The organism is Pseudidiomarina salinarum (assembly GCF_000753715.1).
Lineage (GTDB): Bacteria > Pseudomonadota > Gammaproteobacteria > Enterobacterales > Alteromonadaceae > Pseudidiomarina > Pseudidiomarina salinarum.
On sequence record NZ_JPER01000001.1, the window covers coordinates 405,983 to 426,128 of the forward strand.

General features: G+C 54.1%; 17 protein-coding genes and 5 tRNA genes. 15 read left to right on the forward strand and 7 right to left on the reverse strand.

All coding sequences use genetic code 11. The annotated features are described in order from the left end of the window. The first annotated feature begins 1 nt into the window (after position 1). Together pilV and IDSA_RS01865 are read left to right on the forward strand one after the other, a co-directional pair. Complete coding sequence (pilV, locus tag IDSA_RS01860) at positions 2-724, forward strand: shufflon system plasmid conjugative transfer pilus tip adhesin PilV (protein ID WP_126760540.1); 723 nt, start codon at positions 2-4, stop codon at positions 722-724. Continuing rightward, complete coding sequence (locus tag IDSA_RS01865) at positions 688-1,398, forward strand: protein kinase family protein (protein ID WP_126760539.1); 711 nt, start codon at positions 688-690, stop codon at positions 1,396-1,398. The genes pilV and IDSA_RS01865 overlap by 37 nt, the downstream gene beginning before the upstream one ends. Here IDSA_RS01865 and folD read toward each other — a convergent pair. After that, on the reverse strand, positions 1,395-2,264 hold the full coding sequence (folD, locus tag IDSA_RS01870; protein WP_034773812.1) for a bifunctional methylenetetrahydrofolate dehydrogenase/methenyltetrahydrofolate cyclohydrolase FolD: 870 nt from the start codon (positions 2,262-2,264) through the stop codon (positions 1,395-1,397). The genes IDSA_RS01865 and folD overlap by 4 nt on opposite strands. 211 nt (positions 2,265-2,475) lie before the next feature. Here folD and IDSA_RS01875 point away from each other — a divergent pair. The 13 genes from IDSA_RS01875 (at position 2,476) to IDSA_RS01935 (ending at position 13,102) form a co-directional block, all read left to right on the forward strand. Beyond that, positions 2,476-2,552: transfer RNA gene (locus tag IDSA_RS01875), tRNA-Pro, on the forward strand. Between the two features lie 17 nt (positions 2,553-2,569). Next, positions 2,570-2,646, forward strand: a tRNA-Arg gene (locus IDSA_RS01880). Between the two features lie 31 nt (positions 2,647-2,677). Beyond that, positions 2,678-2,753, forward strand: a tRNA-His gene (locus tag IDSA_RS01885). A 38-nt stretch (positions 2,754-2,791) separates the two neighbouring features. Continuing rightward, positions 2,792-2,868 (forward strand) — tRNA-Pro (locus tag IDSA_RS01890). Positions 2,869-3,052: 184 nt separating this feature from the next. Next, the gene (locus IDSA_RS01895; RefSeq protein ID WP_051986004.1) at positions 3,053-4,111 is read left to right on the forward strand and encodes a sensor domain-containing diguanylate cyclase; all 1,059 of its coding nucleotides are present in this window, start codon (positions 3,053-3,055) and stop codon (positions 4,109-4,111) included. A 152-nt stretch (positions 4,112-4,263) separates the two neighbouring features. Beyond that, a complete protein-coding gene (gene tig / locus IDSA_RS01900; RefSeq protein WP_034773813.1) occupies positions 4,264-5,565 on the forward strand; it encodes a trigger factor in 1,302 nt (433 codons plus the stop codon). A gap of 105 nt (positions 5,566-5,670) precedes the next feature. Then, a complete protein-coding gene (gene clpP, locus IDSA_RS01905) occupies positions 5,671-6,288 on the forward strand; it encodes an ATP-dependent Clp endopeptidase proteolytic subunit ClpP (RefSeq protein ID WP_034773814.1) in 618 nt (205 codons plus the stop codon). A gap of 1 nt (position 6,289) precedes the next feature. Next, on the forward strand, positions 6,290-7,567 hold the full coding sequence (gene clpX / locus IDSA_RS01910; protein WP_034773815.1) for an ATP-dependent protease ATP-binding subunit ClpX: 1,278 nt from the start codon (positions 6,290-6,292) through the stop codon (positions 7,565-7,567). 143 nt (positions 7,568-7,710) lie between these two features. Continuing rightward, positions 7,711-10,050, forward strand: coding sequence for an endopeptidase La (gene lon, locus IDSA_RS01915; RefSeq protein ID WP_034773816.1), 2,340 nt, complete (start codon positions 7,711-7,713; stop codon positions 10,048-10,050). A 326-nt stretch (positions 10,051-10,376) separates the two neighbouring features. Further along, the gene (gene hupB, locus IDSA_RS01920) at positions 10,377-10,649 is read left to right on the forward strand and encodes a nucleoid-associated protein HU-beta (protein WP_034773817.1); all 273 of its coding nucleotides are present in this window, start codon (positions 10,377-10,379) and stop codon (positions 10,647-10,649) included. A 7-nt stretch (positions 10,650-10,656) separates the two neighbouring features. Continuing rightward, positions 10,657-10,733, forward strand: a tRNA-Asp gene (locus IDSA_RS01925). 106 nt (positions 10,734-10,839) lie between these two features. Then, entirely contained in the window at positions 10,840-12,726 is a 1,887-nt protein-coding gene (gene ppiD, locus IDSA_RS01930; protein ID WP_034773818.1) for a peptidylprolyl isomerase, read from the forward strand. Between the two features lie 118 nt (positions 12,727-12,844). Next, on the forward strand, positions 12,845-13,102 hold the full coding sequence (locus IDSA_RS01935) for a hypothetical protein (RefSeq protein ID WP_034773819.1): 258 nt from the start codon (positions 12,845-12,847) through the stop codon (positions 13,100-13,102). Here the strand turns inward: IDSA_RS01935 and IDSA_RS01940 are convergent. Genes IDSA_RS01940 through IDSA_RS01965 form a run of 6 tightly spaced genes read right to left on the reverse strand, consistent with a single transcriptional unit; the run spans position 13,080 to position 20,041 of the window. Beyond that, a complete protein-coding gene (locus IDSA_RS01940) occupies positions 13,080-14,858 on the reverse strand; it encodes a BatD family protein (protein WP_126760538.1) in 1,779 nt (592 codons plus the stop codon). The genes IDSA_RS01935 and IDSA_RS01940 overlap by 23 nt on opposite strands. After that, on the reverse strand, positions 14,852-16,660 hold the full coding sequence (locus IDSA_RS01945; RefSeq protein ID WP_034773821.1) for a VWA domain-containing protein: 1,809 nt from the start codon (positions 16,658-16,660) through the stop codon (positions 14,852-14,854). The genes IDSA_RS01940 and IDSA_RS01945 overlap by 7 nt, the downstream gene beginning before the upstream one ends. Continuing rightward, positions 16,653-17,639 (reverse strand): vWA domain-containing protein, encoded by a 987-nt coding sequence (locus IDSA_RS01950; RefSeq protein ID WP_034773822.1) that lies wholly within the window; start codon positions 17,637-17,639, stop codon positions 16,653-16,655. The genes IDSA_RS01945 and IDSA_RS01950 overlap by 8 nt, the downstream gene beginning before the upstream one ends. Beyond that, positions 17,632-18,132: a DUF4381 domain-containing protein gene (locus IDSA_RS01955; RefSeq protein ID WP_034773823.1), complete on the reverse strand. Its 501-nt coding sequence runs from the start codon at positions 18,130-18,132 to the stop codon at positions 17,632-17,634. The genes IDSA_RS01950 and IDSA_RS01955 overlap by 8 nt, the downstream gene beginning before the upstream one ends. Further along, the gene (locus IDSA_RS01960; protein ID WP_034773824.1) at positions 18,129-19,085 is read right to left on the reverse strand and encodes a DUF58 domain-containing protein; all 957 of its coding nucleotides are present in this window, start codon (positions 19,083-19,085) and stop codon (positions 18,129-18,131) included. The genes IDSA_RS01955 and IDSA_RS01960 overlap by 4 nt, the downstream gene beginning before the upstream one ends. Then, a complete protein-coding gene (locus tag IDSA_RS01965) occupies positions 19,085-20,041 on the reverse strand; it encodes an AAA family ATPase (protein ID WP_034773825.1) in 957 nt (318 codons plus the stop codon). Before IDSA_RS01965 ends, IDSA_RS01960 begins: the two co-directional genes overlap by 1 nt. Between the last annotated feature and the right edge of the window lie 105 nt (positions 20,042-20,146).

Below are 20,146 nucleotides of genomic sequence, written 5' to 3' on the forward strand. Positions count from 1 at the left end.
CGTGAGGACAAAGAGCAACGGCTTTGTGCTGCTCGAACTGCTTGCGGCCATTGCGCTGCTAGGCGGGGCAATGCTTATTGCCGGCCAATGGTGGCAGGCAGAAGCCCAGCGTAAGTTGCGACTGCAATGGATCGAAGACGCCCGCCGGATTGCTGCGAGCCTGGAGCTGTTCTGGATAGATGAGCAACGACCGCCAGCAGGTATTGATGAGTTAATCGCGACGGGCTATCTGCAACCGGTCAGCATGCCGTGGCAACAGAGTTGGCAGATAGAGCCGGGCAGCAGACTCAGTTACGTTACGCTGCAGGGACCAGATGCCACCCGCACCGCCTGGCTGAGCAGTAAATTGCCGCAAAGCTTTACCAGCGGTACTCAATTGCGGCTCGCGGTATGGCGGCCTTTCTCGCCGGAAGAAAGTGACGGCGCGCTGTACCGGGTAGCTGTAGCCGGCGAGCCTGAACTTAACCAGATGGGAACAGCGCTGGATATGAATAACCATGATGTGCTTAACGGTGGCTATGTGCAGGCGGCCGAGATGAAGACCAGTAGCTTAGCGTCGCAAACTGCAACGATACAGTCGGCGACTGTGCAGTCACTTAGCAGCACCGGGATCAACGCGACCTATGTAACCACCAGCCAGACCTCGATTGCACAGTTAGCCGCCGATCTGGCCGAGCTAAGGGATCTGTGGCAGCAATGCAGGACGGACGGAAATTGCAAGTAGGGCGATCTTTGCGCGGGCAGGCGTTGGTTGAAACAACACTGATGCTTCCCTTAGTGCTGATGGCCACTTTGTTATTGTTGCAACTAATCTGGTTGGTTTTTGTGCAATACAACTTGTGGCTTGCCGCCAGTTATACGTTGCGAACGGGAGCCCTCCAATACGGCAGCAAGGTCGCTATGGAACGAACCCTGGCAGCTGCTATGAGCGCAGCCCGGCCGGTTTTGGTTAGCGATAGCGCTGCAGTGGATGCGGCCGATTTCAGGTCGCTGGCAGCCCGGCTTACGGCTGAGCAACTGCTGCATGCGAAACTTGCCGCGAGGATCAGGATAGATTCACCTAGCGCGGAGCAGTTTGAGCGCTTCAGTGAAACGCGTTTTGACTTGGTGTTGAATCAGCAGGTGACCGAGATTGCTATCGACCACCCGCTGGTGCGTCTGGCGGCCAGTGATAGCCCGGAACAGTGGCTGGCAGCGCGCCAGCTGAAACTGGAAATATGGTGGTGTCAGCCGCTGGAGGTCCCCCTGGCGGCGGCAGTGTTGGCTGAGCTCAGCGCGTTAATCAATAATCCGGTACAAGTGTTTTGCGCAGCCCGCGCCGCGGCACTGGATAAACCGCTCTGGGGGCTGCGTCACAGCATCGAAGGGCCGATGCTAAGTGGCTACCGGCGTTTTTAACCCGGGTGCTCAGGGGCATGCCAGGTATCACAGGCATATAGGGTATTTTGCATCAGCGTCGCAACTGTCATCGGGCCTACGCCACCGGGGACGGGCGTGATAAAGGCGGCGCGGCTGGCCGCGGCGGCGAACTCAACATCGCCACATAAGCTGCCGTCAGGTAAACGGTTGATGCCAACATCAATAACAGTCGCACCGGGTTTGATCCAGGCGCCGGGAATAAAGTTTGGCTTGCCCACGGCGACGACCAGCACGTCAGCGCGTTCTACATGGCTCTGCAGGTCATGAGTAAACCGGTGACAAACTGTGGTAGTGGCGCCACCCAGCAGCAGCTCGAGGCTCATCGGCCGCCCGACAATGTTGGACGCGCCGACGACCACGGCGTTTTTGCCATAGAGGTCAAGGTTGATTGACTCCAGCAAGGTGATAACGCCGCGCGGGGTGCAGGGGCGCAGGGCTGGATTGCGCTGCGCCAGCCGACCCATGTTGAACGGGTGAAAACCGTCGACATCTTTGCGCGGGTCAATACGTTCGAGAATGGCTTCAGCATTAAGGCCGGCAGGTAAAGGTAACTGGACCAGGATGCCGTCAATGGTGCTATCCTGATTGAGCTGGTCAATCAGGGCTTCGAGCTCCTGCTGACTGGCGGTGGCTGGCAGGTCAAATGCTTTGGAGGTAAAACCTACTTCGTCACAGGCGCGGCGCTTACTGCCAACGTATACTTGCGAGGCCGGGTCACTACCGACCAGCACAACCGCCAGGCCCGGGGCCCGCAAATCGCGTTGATGGCGTTCAGCAACGCGTTCCCTGACCTGATCCCGAACTTGCTGAGCAACCTGTTTGCCATCAATATATTGCGCTGTCATGAAGTGAGTTACCTGTAGCTGAGTTTGCGCGCTATTTTGGCATGTTTTAGCATTTGATTGTAGCCAGCCGTTATGAAATTCCGCGGGGATTGGCGCAAAAAGCAGCAGTTAGCCTGTGAGGGCAAAAAAAAGTTTGACGCTGTTCGGTGCAGCAGGTAATATTCGCCCCCGTTGTCAGGCCGCGTCCTGCACGGGTTTATACAAAAAATGACGGCGAGTAGCGCAGCTTGGTAGCGCACTTGTTTTGGGTACAAGGGGTCGCTGGTTCGAATCCAGTCTCGCCGACCATTTTTGTAGTTTGAATTGCGCCCGTAGCTCAGTTGGATAGAGCAACGGCCTTCTAAGCCGTGGGTCGCAGGTTCGAATCCTGCCGGGTGCGCCATACAAGCCCTGGTGTAATAACAGATGTAGTGGTGGCTGTAGCTCAGTCGGTAGAGCCCCGGATTGTGATTCCGGTTGTCGTGGGTTCAAGTCCCATCAGCCACCCCATTTTTCTTCGTAGTATCTCCCTGCTAAAAATATCGTGTCGGCGAGTAGCGCAGCTTGGTAGCGCACTTGTTTTGGGTACAAGGGGTCGCTGGTTCGAATCCAGTCTCGCCGACCATTCATCTATATTTAATCTTTTTCATCTAAGCGTTGAGTTATTGTTGGTTTACATTGTGATGAAGCCGTGGATATAATGCGGTTACTATTTGACCGCGTCTAAAAATTATAACTAAAAAATGCTGCAATCCGCTGAAAATAAAATAAAATCCGTAGCTTCCAATGATGCCTCTGCGTCATTCGGAATGCTTATTTCAGCGATTAGCGCCCAGCTTATCAATTGCTCCGTTGAAGATACCCAGTTATATATTGAACAAGCGCTTGCCGCGCTGGGACATGGCGACCGTAAGGATCGCTGTTATGTCTTTTTGTTCAACGATGACCATTCAGCCATGAGCAATACCCACGAATGGACCAATTCAGGCATCAGCTCACACAAAGACGAACTGCAGGATATTCCGGCGGCGGCCATGCCGTGGTTTTTCGAGCAAATGCTCAGTACCGGTCTGGTGGTGGTGAGTCAGCTTAGTGATTTACCGCCTGAGGCAAAGGGCTTCCGGGCTGAACTGGAACATGAACGTATCAAGTCGATGATGTCGGTTGGCATGTATCTTGAGAAAAAACTGATCGGCTTTGTCGGTTGTGACCTGGTAAACCGTCAGTGTGCCTGGACGGATAGTGATGTTCACCAGATGCGATTAGTAGCCGACATGATTACCAATACTATCGCCCGGCACAATACTGAAACCAGGTTACGTGCTGCCGAAGCGGATCTGCGCGAGGCCAATGAACGACTGGAACAGCTGGCGCGCGAGGACGGTCTCACCGGCTTAGTCAACCGGCGTGGGCTGGACCACGCGCTGGAACAGGAACTCAGCCGCGCGGTACGGAATCAGTCACGATTAACGCTGTTTATGGTCGATGTGGATCATTTTAAGGCATTCAATGATCGCCGGGGCCACGTTGCCGGTGATGCCGCCTTGCGCGCGGTCGCTGCAGTATTGGCGAGTACCTTTCAGCGCAGTGCTGAAGTTGTCGCGCGCTACGGCGGTGATGAATTCCTTATCGTTAGCCCCGAACTCGATCCCAAAGAGGCTACCGAGCAAGCCCAACGGGTACTCCGTCGGATTCGCCAACTGAACGAGAAGCAGCTGATATCGCAACCTATTACCAGCAGCATTGGCGTTGCCACCCTGATCCCGGACCGCAGCTACGACGTGGATATGCTCATGCAGATGGTCGATAAAGCGGTCTATCAGGCTAAAGACCGGGGCCGTAACTGCGAGGTTATTCAGGCCTACTGATTTTTTATAAGTGTCCGTTGATTGTTAATCCCGCAAAAAAACACGCCACTACTCGACTATGTCGGCCTGCTTCGCTATAATGCTGCGTCATTTTGAAGGGTCCCGACTGGTAGTGGGCTCAAGGCCAATAGCGAAGCCGAGGTAATTACGCAATGCAGGTTTCTGTAGAGAAAACCCAAGGATTAGAACGCCGCGCCACCATCACAGTGCCGGCTGAAACGATCGAAAACGAAGTAAAGCGTCTGCTCAAAGAAGAGTACCGTGACCGCCAGATCAAAGGATTCCGGAAAGGTAAGGTGCCACCGAATGTGCTGCAGAAGCTTTATGGTAAAGAAGCACGCTCACGAGCGGCCTCCAACCTGATGCAGAGCAAATACTTTGAAGCGATTATGCAGGAAAAGCTGAACCCAGCCGGACCACCTGCTATTGAGCCAACCGTAAATGAAACGGGCAAAGATTTAGAATTCACAGCGACCTTCGAAGTGTATCCGGAAGTTGAAGTGAAAGCGCTGGATAAGCTGACTGTTGAAAAACCTGAAGTTGAAGTGACTGACGTTGATGTTGACACCATGCTGGAAACGCTGCGCAAGCAACATGCTGGCTGGAAAGAAGTGAAGCGCAAGTCGAAAAAAGGTGATCGTATCACTATCGACTTCACCGGTTCTGTTGACGGCGAAGAGTTTGAAGGCGGCAAAGCCGAAGATTTCGCGCTGGAACTGGGTCAGAGCCGTATGATTCCTGGTTTTGAAGACAAGATCATCGGCATGAAGGCTGGTGAAGAGAAAACCATCGACGTAACCTTCCCGGAAGATTATCACGCTGAGAATCTGAAAGGTAAAGAAGCGCAGTTCGCGATTGTTGCCAAGAAAGTCGAAGAACCTGAACTGCCTGAGCTTAATGATGAGTTTGTTGCTCAGTTTGGCGTCACCGAAGGTGGTGTTGATGCCTTACGCGCTGAAGTGCGTAAGAACATGGAACGCGAACTGAAGAACACTGTTAAGAGCAAGGTAAAAGAACAGGTACTCAAAGGCCTGGTAGAAAATAACGACGTGGACGTTCCTTCCGCTATGATCGATCAGGAAGTTGACCATCTGCGTCGTCAGGCAATGCAGCGTTTTGGCGGCAACCAGGCACAGATGCCTGAACTGCCGGCTAACCTGTTCGAAGAGCAGGCAAAAGAACGCGCTAAAGTTGGCCTGTTGCTGGGCGAAGTCATCCGCAGCAATGAAATGAAGGTTGACGAAGCCAAAGTAGACGAGATTATTGCAACCAACGCTTCTGCCTATGAAGATCCGCAGGAAGTGGTTGAGTACTATAAAGGTAATGAGCAGCTGATGCAGCAGGTTCGTAATGTAGCGCTGGAAGAACAGGCTATTGATTACATTCTGAGCCAGGCGAAAGTCAAGGCGAAGAAAGCCAGCTTTGATGAGCTGATGAACCCAAAAGATAAATAAGGTTGCGGGAACCGTCACGCGAAGATTGACGGCATCCACAACAACTTGGTTTAATGGCTCGTATAACCTTATACGAGCCATTTTTTTATTTCAGGAGTTGTAATTATGTCTGAGTTGGCAAACACGCCTATGGCACAGCTGGTGCCTATGGTTGTTGAACAAACAGCTAAGGGAGAACGCTCGTACGACATCTATTCGCGGCTACTAAAAGAGCGGGTGATTTTTTGCGTGGGTCAGATTGACGACCATATGGCGAATCTGATTGTTGCCCAGTTATTGTTTCTTGAATCGGATAATCCCGATAAAGATATCTACCTGTATATCAATTCGCCGGGTGGCGTGGTGACGGCCGGGATGGCCATTTATGATACAATGCGTTTTATTAAGCCTGATGTCAGCACCGTCTGTATGGGCCAGGCCGCCAGTATGGGCGCCTTCCTGTTAGCGGGCGGCAGCAAAGGTAAGCGCTTTTGCCTGCCAAACTCACGGGTGATGATTCATCAGCCACTCGGTGGCTTCCAGGGTCAGGCTTCAGATTTCGAGATTCACGCGCGGCAAATTCTTGATATTAAAGATAAGCTGAATCGGATGCTGGCAGAGAATACCGGCAAGTCGATTGAACAGGTAGCAAAAGATACCGATCGTGATTATTTTATGGGCGCTCAGGAATCTGTCGACTATGGTGTAGTAGATGGCATTCTGACGCAGCGAAACGGAGAGTAGTATGACTGATAAAACCCAGGGTAATGGCGAAAAGCCGTTGTTTTGTACCTTTTGTGGTAAAAGTCAGCACGAAGTACGCAAGTTGATCGCCGGTCCCTCGGTGTTTATCTGTGATGAATGTGTCGATCTGTGTAACGATATTCTGCGCGAAGAAATTCAGAATATTGCGCCACAGGATGGGCCGGATAAATTACCTACGCCGCGGGAAATTCGCGAGCACCTTGATGAATACGTTATTGGCCAGGAACTGGCTAAAAAGGTATTGGCGGTTGCGGTATACAATCACTACAAGCGATTGCAGAATTCCGGTAAAGGCAAAGATCAGATTGAACTTGGCAAGAGTAATATCCTGCTGATCGGACCGACCGGTTCAGGTAAAACCTACCTGGCGGAAACCATGGCCCGTTTTCTGGATGTGCCTTTTACTATGGCTGACGCAACAACGCTGACTGAAGCAGGTTATGTGGGTGAAGACGTTGAAAACATCATCCAGAAGCTGCTGCAGAAGTGTGACTATGATGTCGAGAAGGCCGAACGTGGCATTGTCTACATTGATGAAATTGATAAGATTTCGCGCAAGTCGGATAATCCGTCGATCACCCGTGATGTGTCGGGCGAAGGTGTACAGCAGGCGCTGCTGAAACTGATCGAAGGAACCGTTGCCGCAGTACCCCCGCAGGGCGGGCGTAAGCATCCGCAGCAGGAATTTGTGCAGGTTGATACCTCTAAGATTCTGTTTATCTGTGGTGGTGCTTTCGCTGGTCTGAACAAGGTGATAGAGCAACGCATCCAGGTAGGTAGTGGCATCGGCTTCGGCGCTCAGGTAAAAAGCAAAGAGTTGACCGAGGAAGGTAAAACCCTGGCTCAGGTCGAGCCTGAAGATCTGGTTAAATATGGCCTGATCCCGGAATTCATTGGCCGTTTGCCGGTTCTGGCTACTTTAAGCGAGCTGGATGAAGAAGCGCTGGTGCAGATTCTGCAGACTCCGAAAAATGCCCTGACGAAACAGTATAACTCGCTGTTTGAAATGGAAGGGGTAGAGCTGGAGTTTCGTGAAGATGCGCTGCGGGCAATAGCCCGCAAAGCCATGACCCGGAAAACCGGTGCCCGTGGCCTGCGCTCTATCGTTGAAGCGGTGCTGCTGGATACCATGTATGACCTGCCATCGGTGGATAATGTCAGCAAGGTGGTTATCGATGAATCCGTGATTCAGGGTGAGTCGAAGCCAATCCTGATTTATCACAACGAGAAGAAAGGAAAGCAAGCGTCTGGTGAATAAATACCCCGGTTAGAGCTTAAATCGTGCAAAAAGGGCCATTCTGGCCCTTTTTTTGTGCAAAGCTATTGAAGTTTCTCTGAACTGCCACATATTAGAAGCTATGATATGTAGCAGACACCAAGCCAGCGACCTGGAGAAGTATTATGAGTGAAGAACGGGTTGAACGCCTGAGTACCCCAGTTTTACCGTTACGCGATGTGGTCGTGTATCCCCATATGGTGATCCCGCTGTTTGTGGGGCGGGAAAAATCTATCCGTTGCCTGGAAGCGGCGATGGACAATGATAAACAAATTTTTCTGGCGGCGCAGAAAGATGCTGCCGTGGATGAGCCGGAGCAAAAGGACATCCATGAAGTCGGCACTGTGGCCACCATTCTGCAACTGCTGAAACTACCTGACGGCACGGTTAAAGTGCTGGTAGAGGGCGTACAGCGCGCCACCATCGACTCATTTGAAGAAACCGAGGACTTTTTCCGGGCGCAGGTTCACTTTCTGGCTTCCGAAAGCATGGAAGACAAAGAAGAAGAAGTGATGATCCGGTCGGCGATCAATCAGTTCGAAGGCTATGTGAAGCTGAATAAGAAGATTCCTCCGGAAGTTTTAACCTCCTTGTCGGGCATTGAGGAGGCTGATCGGCTGGCTGATACTATGGCCGCGCACATGCCGCTGAAGCTTAAAGACAAGCAAAAAGTGCTTGAGATCACCAACGTGCGTGAGCGCCTAGATTTTCTGATGGCGCTGATGGAAGGCGAAATTGACCTGCTGCAGGTTGAAAAGCGAATTCGCACCCGGGTGAAGAAGCAGATGGAGAAGAGCCAGCGTGAGTACTATCTGAATGAGCAGATGAAGGCGATTCAGAAAGAGCTGGGCGAAATGGAAGAAGGGCCCGATGAATTTGAGGCCTTACAGCAAAAAATTGATGAAGCCGGTATGCCTGAGGAAGCTGAGGCTAAAACCCGCGCTGAATTGCAAAAGCTGAAGATGATGTCGCCAATGTCCGCTGAAGCAACGGTGGTGCGTGGCTACATTGACTGGATGGTCTCGGTACCCTGGAAAAAACGCTCGCGCATCAAGAAAGATCTGGCTCATGCCGAGAAAATTCTCGATGCCGATCACTACGGACTGGAAAAAGTTAAAGAACGGATACTTGAGTATCTTGCCGTGCAACAGCGTACCTCTAAGGTTCGTGGCGCCATTCTGTGCTTAGTCGGTCCGCCGGGCGTGGGTAAGACCTCGCTGGGGCAGTCCATTGCCAGGGCGACCGGCCGTAAATACATTCGGATGGCGCTGGGTGGGGTACGGGATGAAGCGGAGATCCGTGGTCACCGCCGTACCTATATCGGCTCTATGCCGGGCAAGCTGATTCAGAAAATGGCAAAAGTAGGGGTCCGCAACCCGCTGTTTCTGCTCGATGAAATCGACAAAATGGCGCAGGATATGCGCGGTGATCCGGCTTCAGCCTTGCTGGAAGTGCTGGATCCGGAACAGAACATCAACTTTAACGATCACTATCTTGAAGTGGATTACGATTTGTCGGATGTGATGTTCGTAGCAACCTCGAATAGCATGAATATTCCGGCGCCACTGTTGGATCGGATGGAAGTGATCCGGCTGGCTGGCTACACCGAAGATGAGAAGCTCAACATCGCCAAAAGCCATTTGCTGCCGAAGCAGATCGAGCGCAATGGCCTGAAGGATAAAGAGCTGAACATCATGGATGATGCGATCACCGGTATTATCCGTTATTACACCCGTGAGGCCGGCGTCCGGAACCTGGAGCGGGAGCTGTCGCGGTTATGCCGTAAAGCCGTCAAGCGGATTGTGCTGGATAAAAGCATTAAGCATGTGGAAATTAATGGCAAGAATCTGAACGAGTTCCTCGGCGTGCAGAAATACGATTTCGGTAAAGCGGAAGCAACCAATCAGATTGGCCAGGTTACCGGCCTGGCCTGGACTGAGGTCGGCGGTGACTTGCTGACGATTGAAGCCACCAATGTGACGGGTAAAGGTAAGATTACCTCGACCGGGTCGTTAGGTGGCGTGATGCAGGAATCGATTCAGACCGCCCTGACGGTAGTACGTAGCCGCGCGGACAAGCTTGGGATTCCCGATGATTTCCACGAGAAGCGTGATATTCACGTGCACGTTCCTGAAGGGGCAACGCCAAAAGATGGCCCTAGTGCCGGTATTGCTATGGTAACGGCGCTGGCTTCGTCGCTGACGGGTATTCCGGTGCGTGCTGAAGTTGCCATGACCGGCGAAATCACGTTGCGTGGCGAAGTACTGCCCATTGGTGGCCTGAAAGAGAAACTGCTGGCGGCCCACCGCGGTGGTATTAAACATGTATTGATACCTAAAGAAAACGAGCGTGATCTGCAGGAAATCAGTGCCAATGTGAAGGGTGATTTGAAAATTCAGCCGGTACAATGGATTGATGAAGTGCTGAAAGTGGCACTTGAGCGGGCTCCTGAGCCAAGAAAATAGGCCGCGAAAACGGTAAAATGCGGGCTCTGGGGCCCTAATTCGGCTGTAGCCCGCATTCTTTCGTTAAAAAAATTGTGAAAAAGGGTTCTCAATCGAAAATCTTGTGGTAGCCTAGAGTCAAAGTGATTGGCCAGAACGCAACAAAATAAAGAGCTCTGGCAAGACACTTGAGCAACAGGGAGTATGCCAAGAAGTCTGCTAACCTGTTGAACCGCTTGAACTGGTTGTTCAGGCTTGTTATAACCTTCGTTGGACCATATTTGCATTTCGAAAAGCAAGTGGAACCAAGAAAAAATCTCATAATAACAATCTAAGGGGATGATACTGTGAACAAGTCTCAGTTAGTTGACAAAATTGCAGAGGGAGCAGAGATTTCTAAAGCTGCTGCTGGCCGCGCTCTGGACTCTTTCATCGAAGCAGTAACTGACGCTTTGAAGAAAGGTGAGCAGGTCGCTCTGGTTGGTTTTGGTACGTTTAGTGTACGTGAGCGCTCAGCTCGCACTGGCCGTAACCCACAAACTGGTCAGACTATCCAGATTGCAGCTGCTAAAGTACCTTCATTCAAAGCCGGTAAAGCACTGAAAGATTCGGTAAACTAATCACTGCGGAGCGGTAGTTCAGTTGGTTAGAATACCGGCCTGTCACGCCGGGGGTCGCGGGTTCAAGTCCCGTCCGCTCCGCCAGCGAATAATAAAAATAACCCGAAGCTCGTCTTCGGGTTATTTTTTTCGCATATAACCATATATAATAGCGCGCGTTATCACGGATTAATTTGAGGTTTGGTGGATTATGTTGGAGAGGATACGAGAAGGGTCCCAGAGCATTACGGTGAAAGTCATTCTGGTACTGATTGCGCTTACATTCGCGCTGGCAGGTATCGGCGGCTATATCAGTAATACACCGGAACCATCAGTGGCCATAGTCAATGGCGAGAACATCACGCGGGCGGAATTTGATCGCGCTCTGGAAAACGAACGCGCGCGCCAGAAGCAACAGTTCGGCGACTTTTATGATCAGCTGGCAGCAGATCCAGCATTCAACCAGCGCCTTCGTAGCCAGGTATTAAATGATTTAGTTAATCAGAAGCTGACCGAGCAATATGCGTTCGAGCAGGGCTTACGGGTTTCTGATGAACAGGTAAAAGACGCGATCCGCGATATTCCAAGCTTCCGCGTGGCCGGGCAGTTTGATAATGAAACCTATCAGTACAGCCTGCGCAATATGGGTTATACCCCGGAGATGTTTGCTGAACTGATGCGCCGCGATATGACCCGCAGCCAGTTATTGCAGACGCTGGTTAATTCAGAATTCGTATTGGGTTCAGAAGTGAACTCCGTGCAGCAGCTGGTAAACCAGTCGCGCAGCGGTAGCTACGCCCGGGTAGAACTGGCTGAGTATCTTGATGACGTGGAACTGGTTGAAGCTGATATCGAGCAGTGGTATCAGCAGAATATTAACCAGTTTGTGGTACCTGAGCAGGTGAAGGCTGAATTTGTCATCATTGATGCCGGCAGCATCGCCGAAGATCTGGTGGTTGAAGAAGAAACCATCCAGGAATGGTATGAAGGGAACCGGTCACGCTATGAAACCAGTAGTCAGTATCGTTTCTCGCATATTCTGATTGAGGCCGAAGATGGCAACGAAGAAGCCCGCGCCACGGCTGAGCAGGTGTTAGCTGAACTTCAGGCTGGTGCTGATTTTGCCGAGCTGGCCACGAAATACTCCGACGACCTGTTCTCCGCAGAGCAGGGGGGCGACCTGGACTGGCTTGAGCAAGGCACTATGGATCAGGACTTCGAAGAAGCAGCCTTTGCCCTCGAAGAAGTTGGCGAAGTCACCGGCGTGGTTGAAACCTCGTTTGGCTTTCATATTATTAAACTGACCGACAAGCGTCCGGGTAGTGTCATCCCACTGGAAGAAGTGCGTGATGAGATCGCCGCTGATATCCGTGATAGCCGTGTGAAACAGGCTTATTACGAACTGCAGCAGCGGGTGTCTGAGATGGCCTTTGAAATCCCGGATACGCTGAAGCCCGTTGCGGAAGAAACGGATTTACAGGTACGCAGCAGCGACTGGTTCAGCCGTGAAACCGCGCCTTCAGCACTTAACCATCCGGCGGTACTGGAGCAGGTCTTTAATCGCGATTTCATCGCTGAAGGGCTCAACAGTGATCTGATTGAAACCAGTGACACTGAATCCGTTATCGTACGGGTGCTTGAGCATCGTCCACAGACGACCCGTCCACTTGACGAAGTTCGTGACACCGTTGCAGAAGAAGTACGTATTGAAAAAGCGCAGGAACTTGCCCAGCAAGCCGCTGATGAACTGGTAGCGCAGTTGCGTGCCGGCGAGTCGGTTGCGGTTGAGATGGTCGCGCTGGATGGCGTAACCCGTCGTACCACCGAGCATCCACGGGCGGTAGTGCAAGCGCTGTTTAGTCAGGCGGCACCGGGTGAAGGCATTGCGGTAACCAGCACCACTCTGACGAACGGTGATCTGGCAGTAGTGCAGCTGACCGGAGTTGAAGCGGGTGAAGTCGCCGGCGATATGGCAGAACAGTTAACTGAACAGCTGAACAATAGTACTGCTCAGGAGCTCTATGCGGCCTTTATCGAAGCCCTGCGCGCTGATGCGGAAATCGAAGTTACTATGGATCAGGCGGCTGCTCAGCAATAGAACCTGATCAGGGAAAACTGAAAGCCGGACAGCTTGCTGTCCGGCTTTTTTATTGCGTGCGCCACTATTTTGACTACCCTTAAGAGAGTGTTAGTTAGTTTCTTCAAGGGAGGACGAAATGGTTATTGCTCAGGTAGATTTTGCGATTCAAAGTGCCCAGTCGGCCTTAACAAACCGGCCGGTGAATGAGAAAGACTTAAATGACGGCCTGAATGAACTGGAACGAATTGACCTACAGGATATGCCGGCCGATGTGCGGGAGCAGGTTACCGGCTTAAAAGCTGAAATCAAAAAGGAACTGGTGCGGGTTAACAATGATCGTGACTTTAGCGGTCAGGGTGGCCTTAGCGGTCTTAGCGGCCCTGGTGGCCGCTAGCGCCAGGGTAGAGCTGCGGCAAGTTAGTTTTATCCTGGCTACCGGCACTAGCTTGTTTACTACGTATAGCCGCCTGTAAGGCCCGCCACAGGGCTTTACCTTCCTGCCAGGGGGTTTGCTTACTGGCATAGCGACAGCTGCTGAGATGGGCAAGCTGGCTGCGGAAAGGGGTATGACCAAAATGGTCGGCTATGGCCGCCAAGCTGGTATCCGCTAACTTCAGATGGTGTTGCGCCCAGTGCCGCAGTGCCTGTTCCGCCGCCGCCGCATCATTGCTGTCACAGGCCTGCTTGATTTGCTTCAGCTGCGCCGGCAGGCTGGTCGTCTCTTCGCTTACCCGCTTTTGTTTGCGCTGCCGTGCGTTGCGTTGCAATAAATACAACCGATAGGCCACCAGCATAGTAACCAGCCATAGCAGCGCAAACCCCGCCGCCATCAGCTGCCACCACGTAGGTCGTGGTTCTACCACGACTTTTGCTTGTTCTTTTACATCGGGCTCACCGGATACGTCATCAGCACCAGGCGCTTCCGGTGGCACTGGCTGCAGACCCGAAGGGGCGCTAACCCGCAGTGTTACAGCTTCGGTGGTAGCGTACTGAATACGGCCAGTCTGGGTGTTGAACCAGGGAATACGTAGTTCGGGAATAGTCAATGAACCTGCGGCCCGGGGAATAACAGCGACGGTGAGTACCTGCTGCGCGATCAGACTGTTATTGCGTTCGGTGCTGGCTGACTGCGGGCTTTCGGCGTAGACACTGGCATTATCAATATCGGGGGCCTGGAGCCGGGGCATCTGATCCGGACCTACCCCGACTACGGTCAGGCGATAACTCAACGTCAGTGGCTGACCGACGGGAATCTCACTCGGCACCTGTTCATCGTTTAATTCCAGTTCCAGACTCAGCGTAGCTAGCTGCACCGGCAGCCACTGGGCATCTTCCGGCCAGTTATCGGGTACCGGCAGTACCCGCAGCGGGATGTCTTCGGTGGCGGTGGTCACCTGCTCGGTTGAATTAAAGGACGAGAAGACCGAGCCTGGGCTGGACACCGTGATCTGGCCATTGAACACCGGCCCCTGAATGCTCAGATCGCCGGAACGTTGTGGGGTGATCAGATAGGTGCGCTGAAAGACCTGGAAGCGGCGACCGTTAATAATTTCATAGGTTTCTTTATCGGCGCCGAGCTGGCTGATCTCGGCGCTCTCAAGCTGCGGGGGGATGATATTCCCGCTTTGCAGATTGGCGGCCAGATAAAGCCGCGCAGTAAGTTTAACCTGCTGCTGTAAATAGACCTCACTGGCATCAATGCTGGCCTTCATAAACACATCACGTTGCTCGGCCTGGCTGGTATTGTCACCGGCCGCCACCACTTTAAGCTCAATTGGCTGACTGCTGGCATTATCCAGGGTAATGGCCGGAATCTGGTAGCTGCCCGGCTCAGGAGCCTGCAATAAGGTCCGAAACTCTGTGGTGCGGCTCACTTCACCGTTAATAATCTGCGTGCTGGTACTGGTACTGGTATTTAATACGCGGAAGGGATCCAGTTTCGCACCAGGTTGCCAGGCGCTGCCGGATAGCGCATCGTTGACCGTCAGCGAAAGCACGAAGGTTTCGCCGGCGATCACGGGGTTCTTGTCGATACTGGCATTGACCTCGGTGGTCACATTCGCGGGCTGCGCCTGCGACTGGGCAATGCCGGTCAGGAACAATGCGGTTATCAGGATTAGCATGAAGCGCTTTGGCATTAGGGTTACCACTGTTTCTCAACTCCTCGAGGGGGCCGCTGCTGGCGGCGTTTTTGTGCTTCAAGTTGCATTTTATTACGAAGCAGAACGGCCGGATCATCTTCAATACGGTTCAACCACTGCTTAAGTTGCTGACGTTGTTCCTCGGTAAGATCACGTCCCTCAGCAGTCGCCTGCTGCTCACCGGTGGCTGCGGGTTCAGCAGCATCGGCTTGCTGTTCTTGCTGCTCGGCACTTTGGTCTTCTTCCTGACCATCCTGCTCACTCTGTTGCTCGTCATCCTGCTGATCGCCTTCAGCCGGTGGCTGGGCACCTTCAGGTGTTTCTGACTGCTGCCCGGAGTCGGATTCCTGCTGGCTGTCGGACTGCTGCTCGCCGCTGTCGTCCTGTTGCCCGGACTCGCCGGACTGTGAGTCGCCTTCTTGCTGTTCCTGTTGTTGCTGCTCGGCCAGTTTTTCAGCCAGTTGCTGGTTTTCAGCCGCGCGTGACCAGCCGGGACGGCGTTCCAGTGCTTCACCGTAGGCCTGGGCAGCTTCATCATAGCGCTGCAGCTGCATGAGCGCATTACCCTGATTATAAAAGCCTTCGGCACTGGTCATCTGGGAGAAATCAGTCAGTGCCGCTTCATAATTTCCGGCCCGGTAGTTGGCTGTGCCGCGCTGCCAGGGATCTTCGGCGATAGTCGCGGCGCGCTCATAGTTTTCTTTTTGCAGGGCCTGGTCGGCTTGCTGATAGGGCGTTTGCCAGAGTTGCTGGTCCCAGCTGAGGCCTTGCTGATCCTGACTGTAGGCGGGGGTAACAGGAGCGGCGAGCAACACAACTAACATGAATGACACCACGCCACGGCGGGCCGCAGGCAGAATCAGCAGTACCACTAACAAGAGCAGCCAGGGTCCGCGATCCAGCCACTGATCACCGGCCTGTTGCTCAGCGTCTTTACCGCGGCGCTCAAGCGTTGGTAGATCGGTCAGATAGGTGAGATCCTGCTGATCGGTACGGATCATCGCAAAGCGGCCGTCAGTGAGTTGCGCCAGGCTCTCGAGCCGCTGTGGATAAAGCTGTGGCAGCACCACCTGACCACTGGCATCGCGCAGTAAAGTACCATCGGTGAGCCTGATCGGCGCACCGGCCTGCGTACCGATACCGAGAATTGAAAGACGGTGGTCATGCTGACGTAGAAAGCGGGTCAGTTCTTGCTGATCCCGGGTATCGATGCCATCGGTCAGCCAGTATATATCGCCCTGCGGGTAGCCCGAATCCACCAGCAGCCGGTTGGCCAGCGTCAGCGCACGCAGCGGGTAGCTACCTTGTTCCGGCATAATCTCCGGGCTCAGTGCGCGGATTAAGTTGGTCAGGTTAGCGCCATCGCCGGTGAGCGGGCTGATGATATACGCATCACCGGCATAGGCAATCAGACCGGTCTCACCGTCGAGGTAGCGGGTGACCAGGTCCATGGCTTTGTAGCGCATTTGCGTCAGACGGTCAGGCTCAATATCGGTGCTGCGCATGGACATCGACAGATCAAGAATAACGACCTGGCCATTATCAAGCTGATAGACCGGTTGCGGCAGCCGCTCCCAGGTGGGGCCGGCCAGAGCCAGCACCGACAAAGTCAGCGCCGTTGGCGCGAACCAGCGGGAAATACGAAGCCCTTGCTGCTGCCCCTTATCGACCAGCAGTTCGGCCAGATGGGCTGGCAGAATATCGCGCCAGCCACCGTGACGGCCTTGTTGGCGCCATAACAGCCAGGTCAGAACCGCTACCAGCAGTAACGCCAGCAGCCACCAGGGACGAATAAAGTGGAAATCAGCCATGACGGAGCCTCCACGGACGCAGCCGGGCGATTAACCATAGTACAGCCAGCAACCAGGCCAGGCTCGCCGGCCAGTAAAATAAAGCTGATTGCGGCCGCCGTAGTTGCTCATCACCGGTAACTGGCTCGTAGGCATCCAGCAAGGCGTAAATTTGCTCAAGTTCTTCGGTGCTGCGGGCGCGGAAATATTCTCCGCCGGTGCGTTCGGCCAGGGAGCGCAGCATATCCTCGTCGAGATCGCGACTCGGATTGACCCGGCGTTTACCGAAAAAGCCCTCGACCACGACTTCATCGGCGCCAACGCCGATAGCGTAAATTTTAACATCATAGTACTCGGCTAACTGCAGGGCCTGTTCAGGGGACACATCACCGGCGGTATTCTGCCCGTCGGTGAGTAGGATCAGAATCTTGTTGGAATCATCCCGCTGGCGGAAGCGTTTGACGCTGAGGGCAATAGCGTCACCGATGGCGGTACGTTCGCCGATTAAACGCAATGAGGCCTCTTGCAGCAATTGCTCTACAGTACGGCGGTCGTAGGTCATTGGTGCCTGCACATAAGCGGTATCCGCAAACAGGATAAGCCCGAGCCGATCACCGGTGCGCCGGGCAATAAAATCAGTCATCACGCTTTTGACCATAGTCAGCCGGTTAACGGCCTGGCCATTGATGGTCATGTCGGCGATTTCCATACTGCCGGATAAATCCACTGCCAGCATCATCTCCCGTGCTTCGCTGCGCACCGCCACGGGCTCGCCCAGCCACTGTGGGCGGCACAGGGCGAGCAGCAACAGGCTCCAGATAAGTAATGGCAGGAGTAAAGACAAGTAGCGCCGGCTGCGGTGCTCCCGGGCGGCCGTAGCCTTTGGCAATGTGGGCACCCGCAGGCTGGAAAAGCGCTGCCGCCGTGCTGGCAGCAACCACCAGATCAGCAACGGCAGGGGCCATAGCAGGGCCAGCCAGGGCCAGGCAAACTCAATCATGGCCGGCTCCCTTTTGTGGGGGTAGCGCGGAGCGCAGCCAATAACGGGCAAATCGACGGTAACTGTCGACGGCATCCTGGTAGGCGTCGCTACCGCTAGCCGGATCCTGGAAATTTTGTTGTTGTACCGGCGTCAGCCAGGCGGTGGCCTCGGCACGCCGACGGCGGGGCAGTTGCTGCACCAGAAACTGCCACCAGTCGGATCCGGACAGCGCGGCGACACGCGTAGCCGGAAAATAACCAAGCATGGCTTGCTTCAGTAGTAGCGTGACCGCCGGCAAACTGGCGGGTGGCTGTTGCTGCAACTGTTTGAGTGCGGCATTGCGGATTCGGCGTCGCCGGTGCCGGCGGACGATAAGGACAAGGGTTAGCGCCAGCAAGGTCACTACCAGCACTGCCAGCAGGTACCAGCCCGGCGCTAACGGCCACCAGCTGGCTGCTGGCGGGGTAACGATATCGTGCATCTCAGGCAGCGCGGATGGATTGTCGATCATGCCATGACCTCCGGCCACTGCGCTTCGAGAGCGCGTGCGGCATCCACTTCACGTAGCTGCAGGTTGCTGCGCTTAAAACGCCCGGCCAGTTCAAGCTGACGTTGTTGGGCGGCATGCTGGTAGGCGGTGCGTTCGGCGCTGGACCAGGCAGGCAAGGCGAGGCGCTGGTGGCCGTCAGTCAGGGTGAGGTTGTAGGCCTGCAGATTTGCCGGGAGTTCACGCTCAAGCGGGTCAAACAGCTGCAGTGGGTAGACCTGGCAATGGCGCTGCAAGGCCTGACACAGATTGAAGGTATCATCATCTGCCGCCAGCCAGTCGCTGATCAGATAGATAATAGTACCGGGCCGGGCGACCTGGCGGGCGCGGCTGAGCAAATCATTCAGCAGGCCAGGCTGGGGTGGCGCTTGCTGCTGCCAGTCGGTAACGCTTTCCTGTTGCAGTTCAACCAGGCTGTGAATGATGCGCATCACGCCTTGCTGGCGCGCCTGAGGCCGACTCTCGAGGTGCCGGCCAGGGCGACCAATAATGGCGCCAACCCGATCGCCTCTGGCGATCGCCTGCCAGCTCAGGGCTGCGACCAGATGGCAGGCCTGCACGGATTTCAGCAGCAAGCCAGAACCAAAATGCTGAGAGTGATCGAGATCAACGACAAACATAATCGGGCGTTCGCGTTCTTCGCGAAACAGCTTGGTATGCGGCGTGCCAGTGCGGGCGGTAACCCGCCAGTCGATCGCGCGGATATCGTCGCCGGCCTGGTAATGGCGAACCTCGTCAAACTCCATCCCGCGACCCTTGTGTTTACTGAGCAAAACGCCGGCCTGGCTTTTCGGTGGATGCAGCCGGTTATGGCGGCTGAATGCCGCTACTTTACTGCGGTAATAAAGCAGTTCAGCGCTACCGACGGTAACGCCGTTACTGTGCCAGTTCTCTAACCAGGAGCTGCTGTCGGTCATCAGGGTGTCGGAACTTCCTGTAATAGCGTCTTTAATACATGATCGGGTGTGACACCATCCGCTTCGGCCTGGTAGCTGAGAATAATGCGATGGCGCAGCACATGGGCGTAGACCTGCTGAATATCGTCCGGGGTAACAAAGTCGCGGCCGTCGAGCCAGGCGCGGGCACGGGCGCAGCGATCCAGCGCAATGGTGGCGCGGGGGCTGGCGCCGTAGCTAATCCAGCGCGCCAGGGCTTCATCATAGTGTGCGGGTTCGCGGGTGGCTATGACCAGTTGCACCAGGTAATTTTCGACCGTCTCATCCATGTAGATTTCCAGCACTTGGGTACGGGCACTGAAAATATCCTGCTGACTGAGCGGCTTTGGCATTTGTAACTGCCCATGCAGTTGTTCGCCGCGGTTCAGGCGCAGGATATCTAATTCGGTGTCAGCCGCCGGGTAGTCCAGGTTCAGTTGCATTAAAAAGCGGTCTAACTGGGCTTCGGGCAGCGGGTAGGTACCTTCCTGCTCCAGTGGGTTCTGGGTTGCCAGCACCATAAAGAGTGGCGGTAGCGGATATGTTGTCTGGCCCACAGTAATCTGCCGCTCGGCCATTGCCTCTAATAACGCCGACTGCACTTTCGCCGGGGCGCGGTTAATCTCATCAGCGAGAATAATATTGTGAAACAGCGGCCCTTTCTGGAATACGAACTCACCGGTTTCAGGCCGGTAGATGTCGGTACCGGTAACATCGGCAGGCAGCAGATCGGGGGTAAACTGGATACGATGAAAACTGCCTTCCAGCCCCATAGCAAGCGCGTTTACGGCGCGGGTCTTGGCAAGCCCCGGCGGACCTTCCACCAGCAAATGGCCATCGGCCAGTATGGCAATCAGCAAGCCTTCGGTAAATTCAGGTTGTCCGAGCACCTGGCTGTTCAGATAGGTGCGTAATGCTTGAAATTGTTCGGCTGCCATGAAATTCCTCAATGTTGTTCATATGCCCGCTATACTGTAAGGGTGCACTTTACCGAAAACAACGGTTTTATTCTTGGTACAGACCCGTTAAAATTTGTAATCATT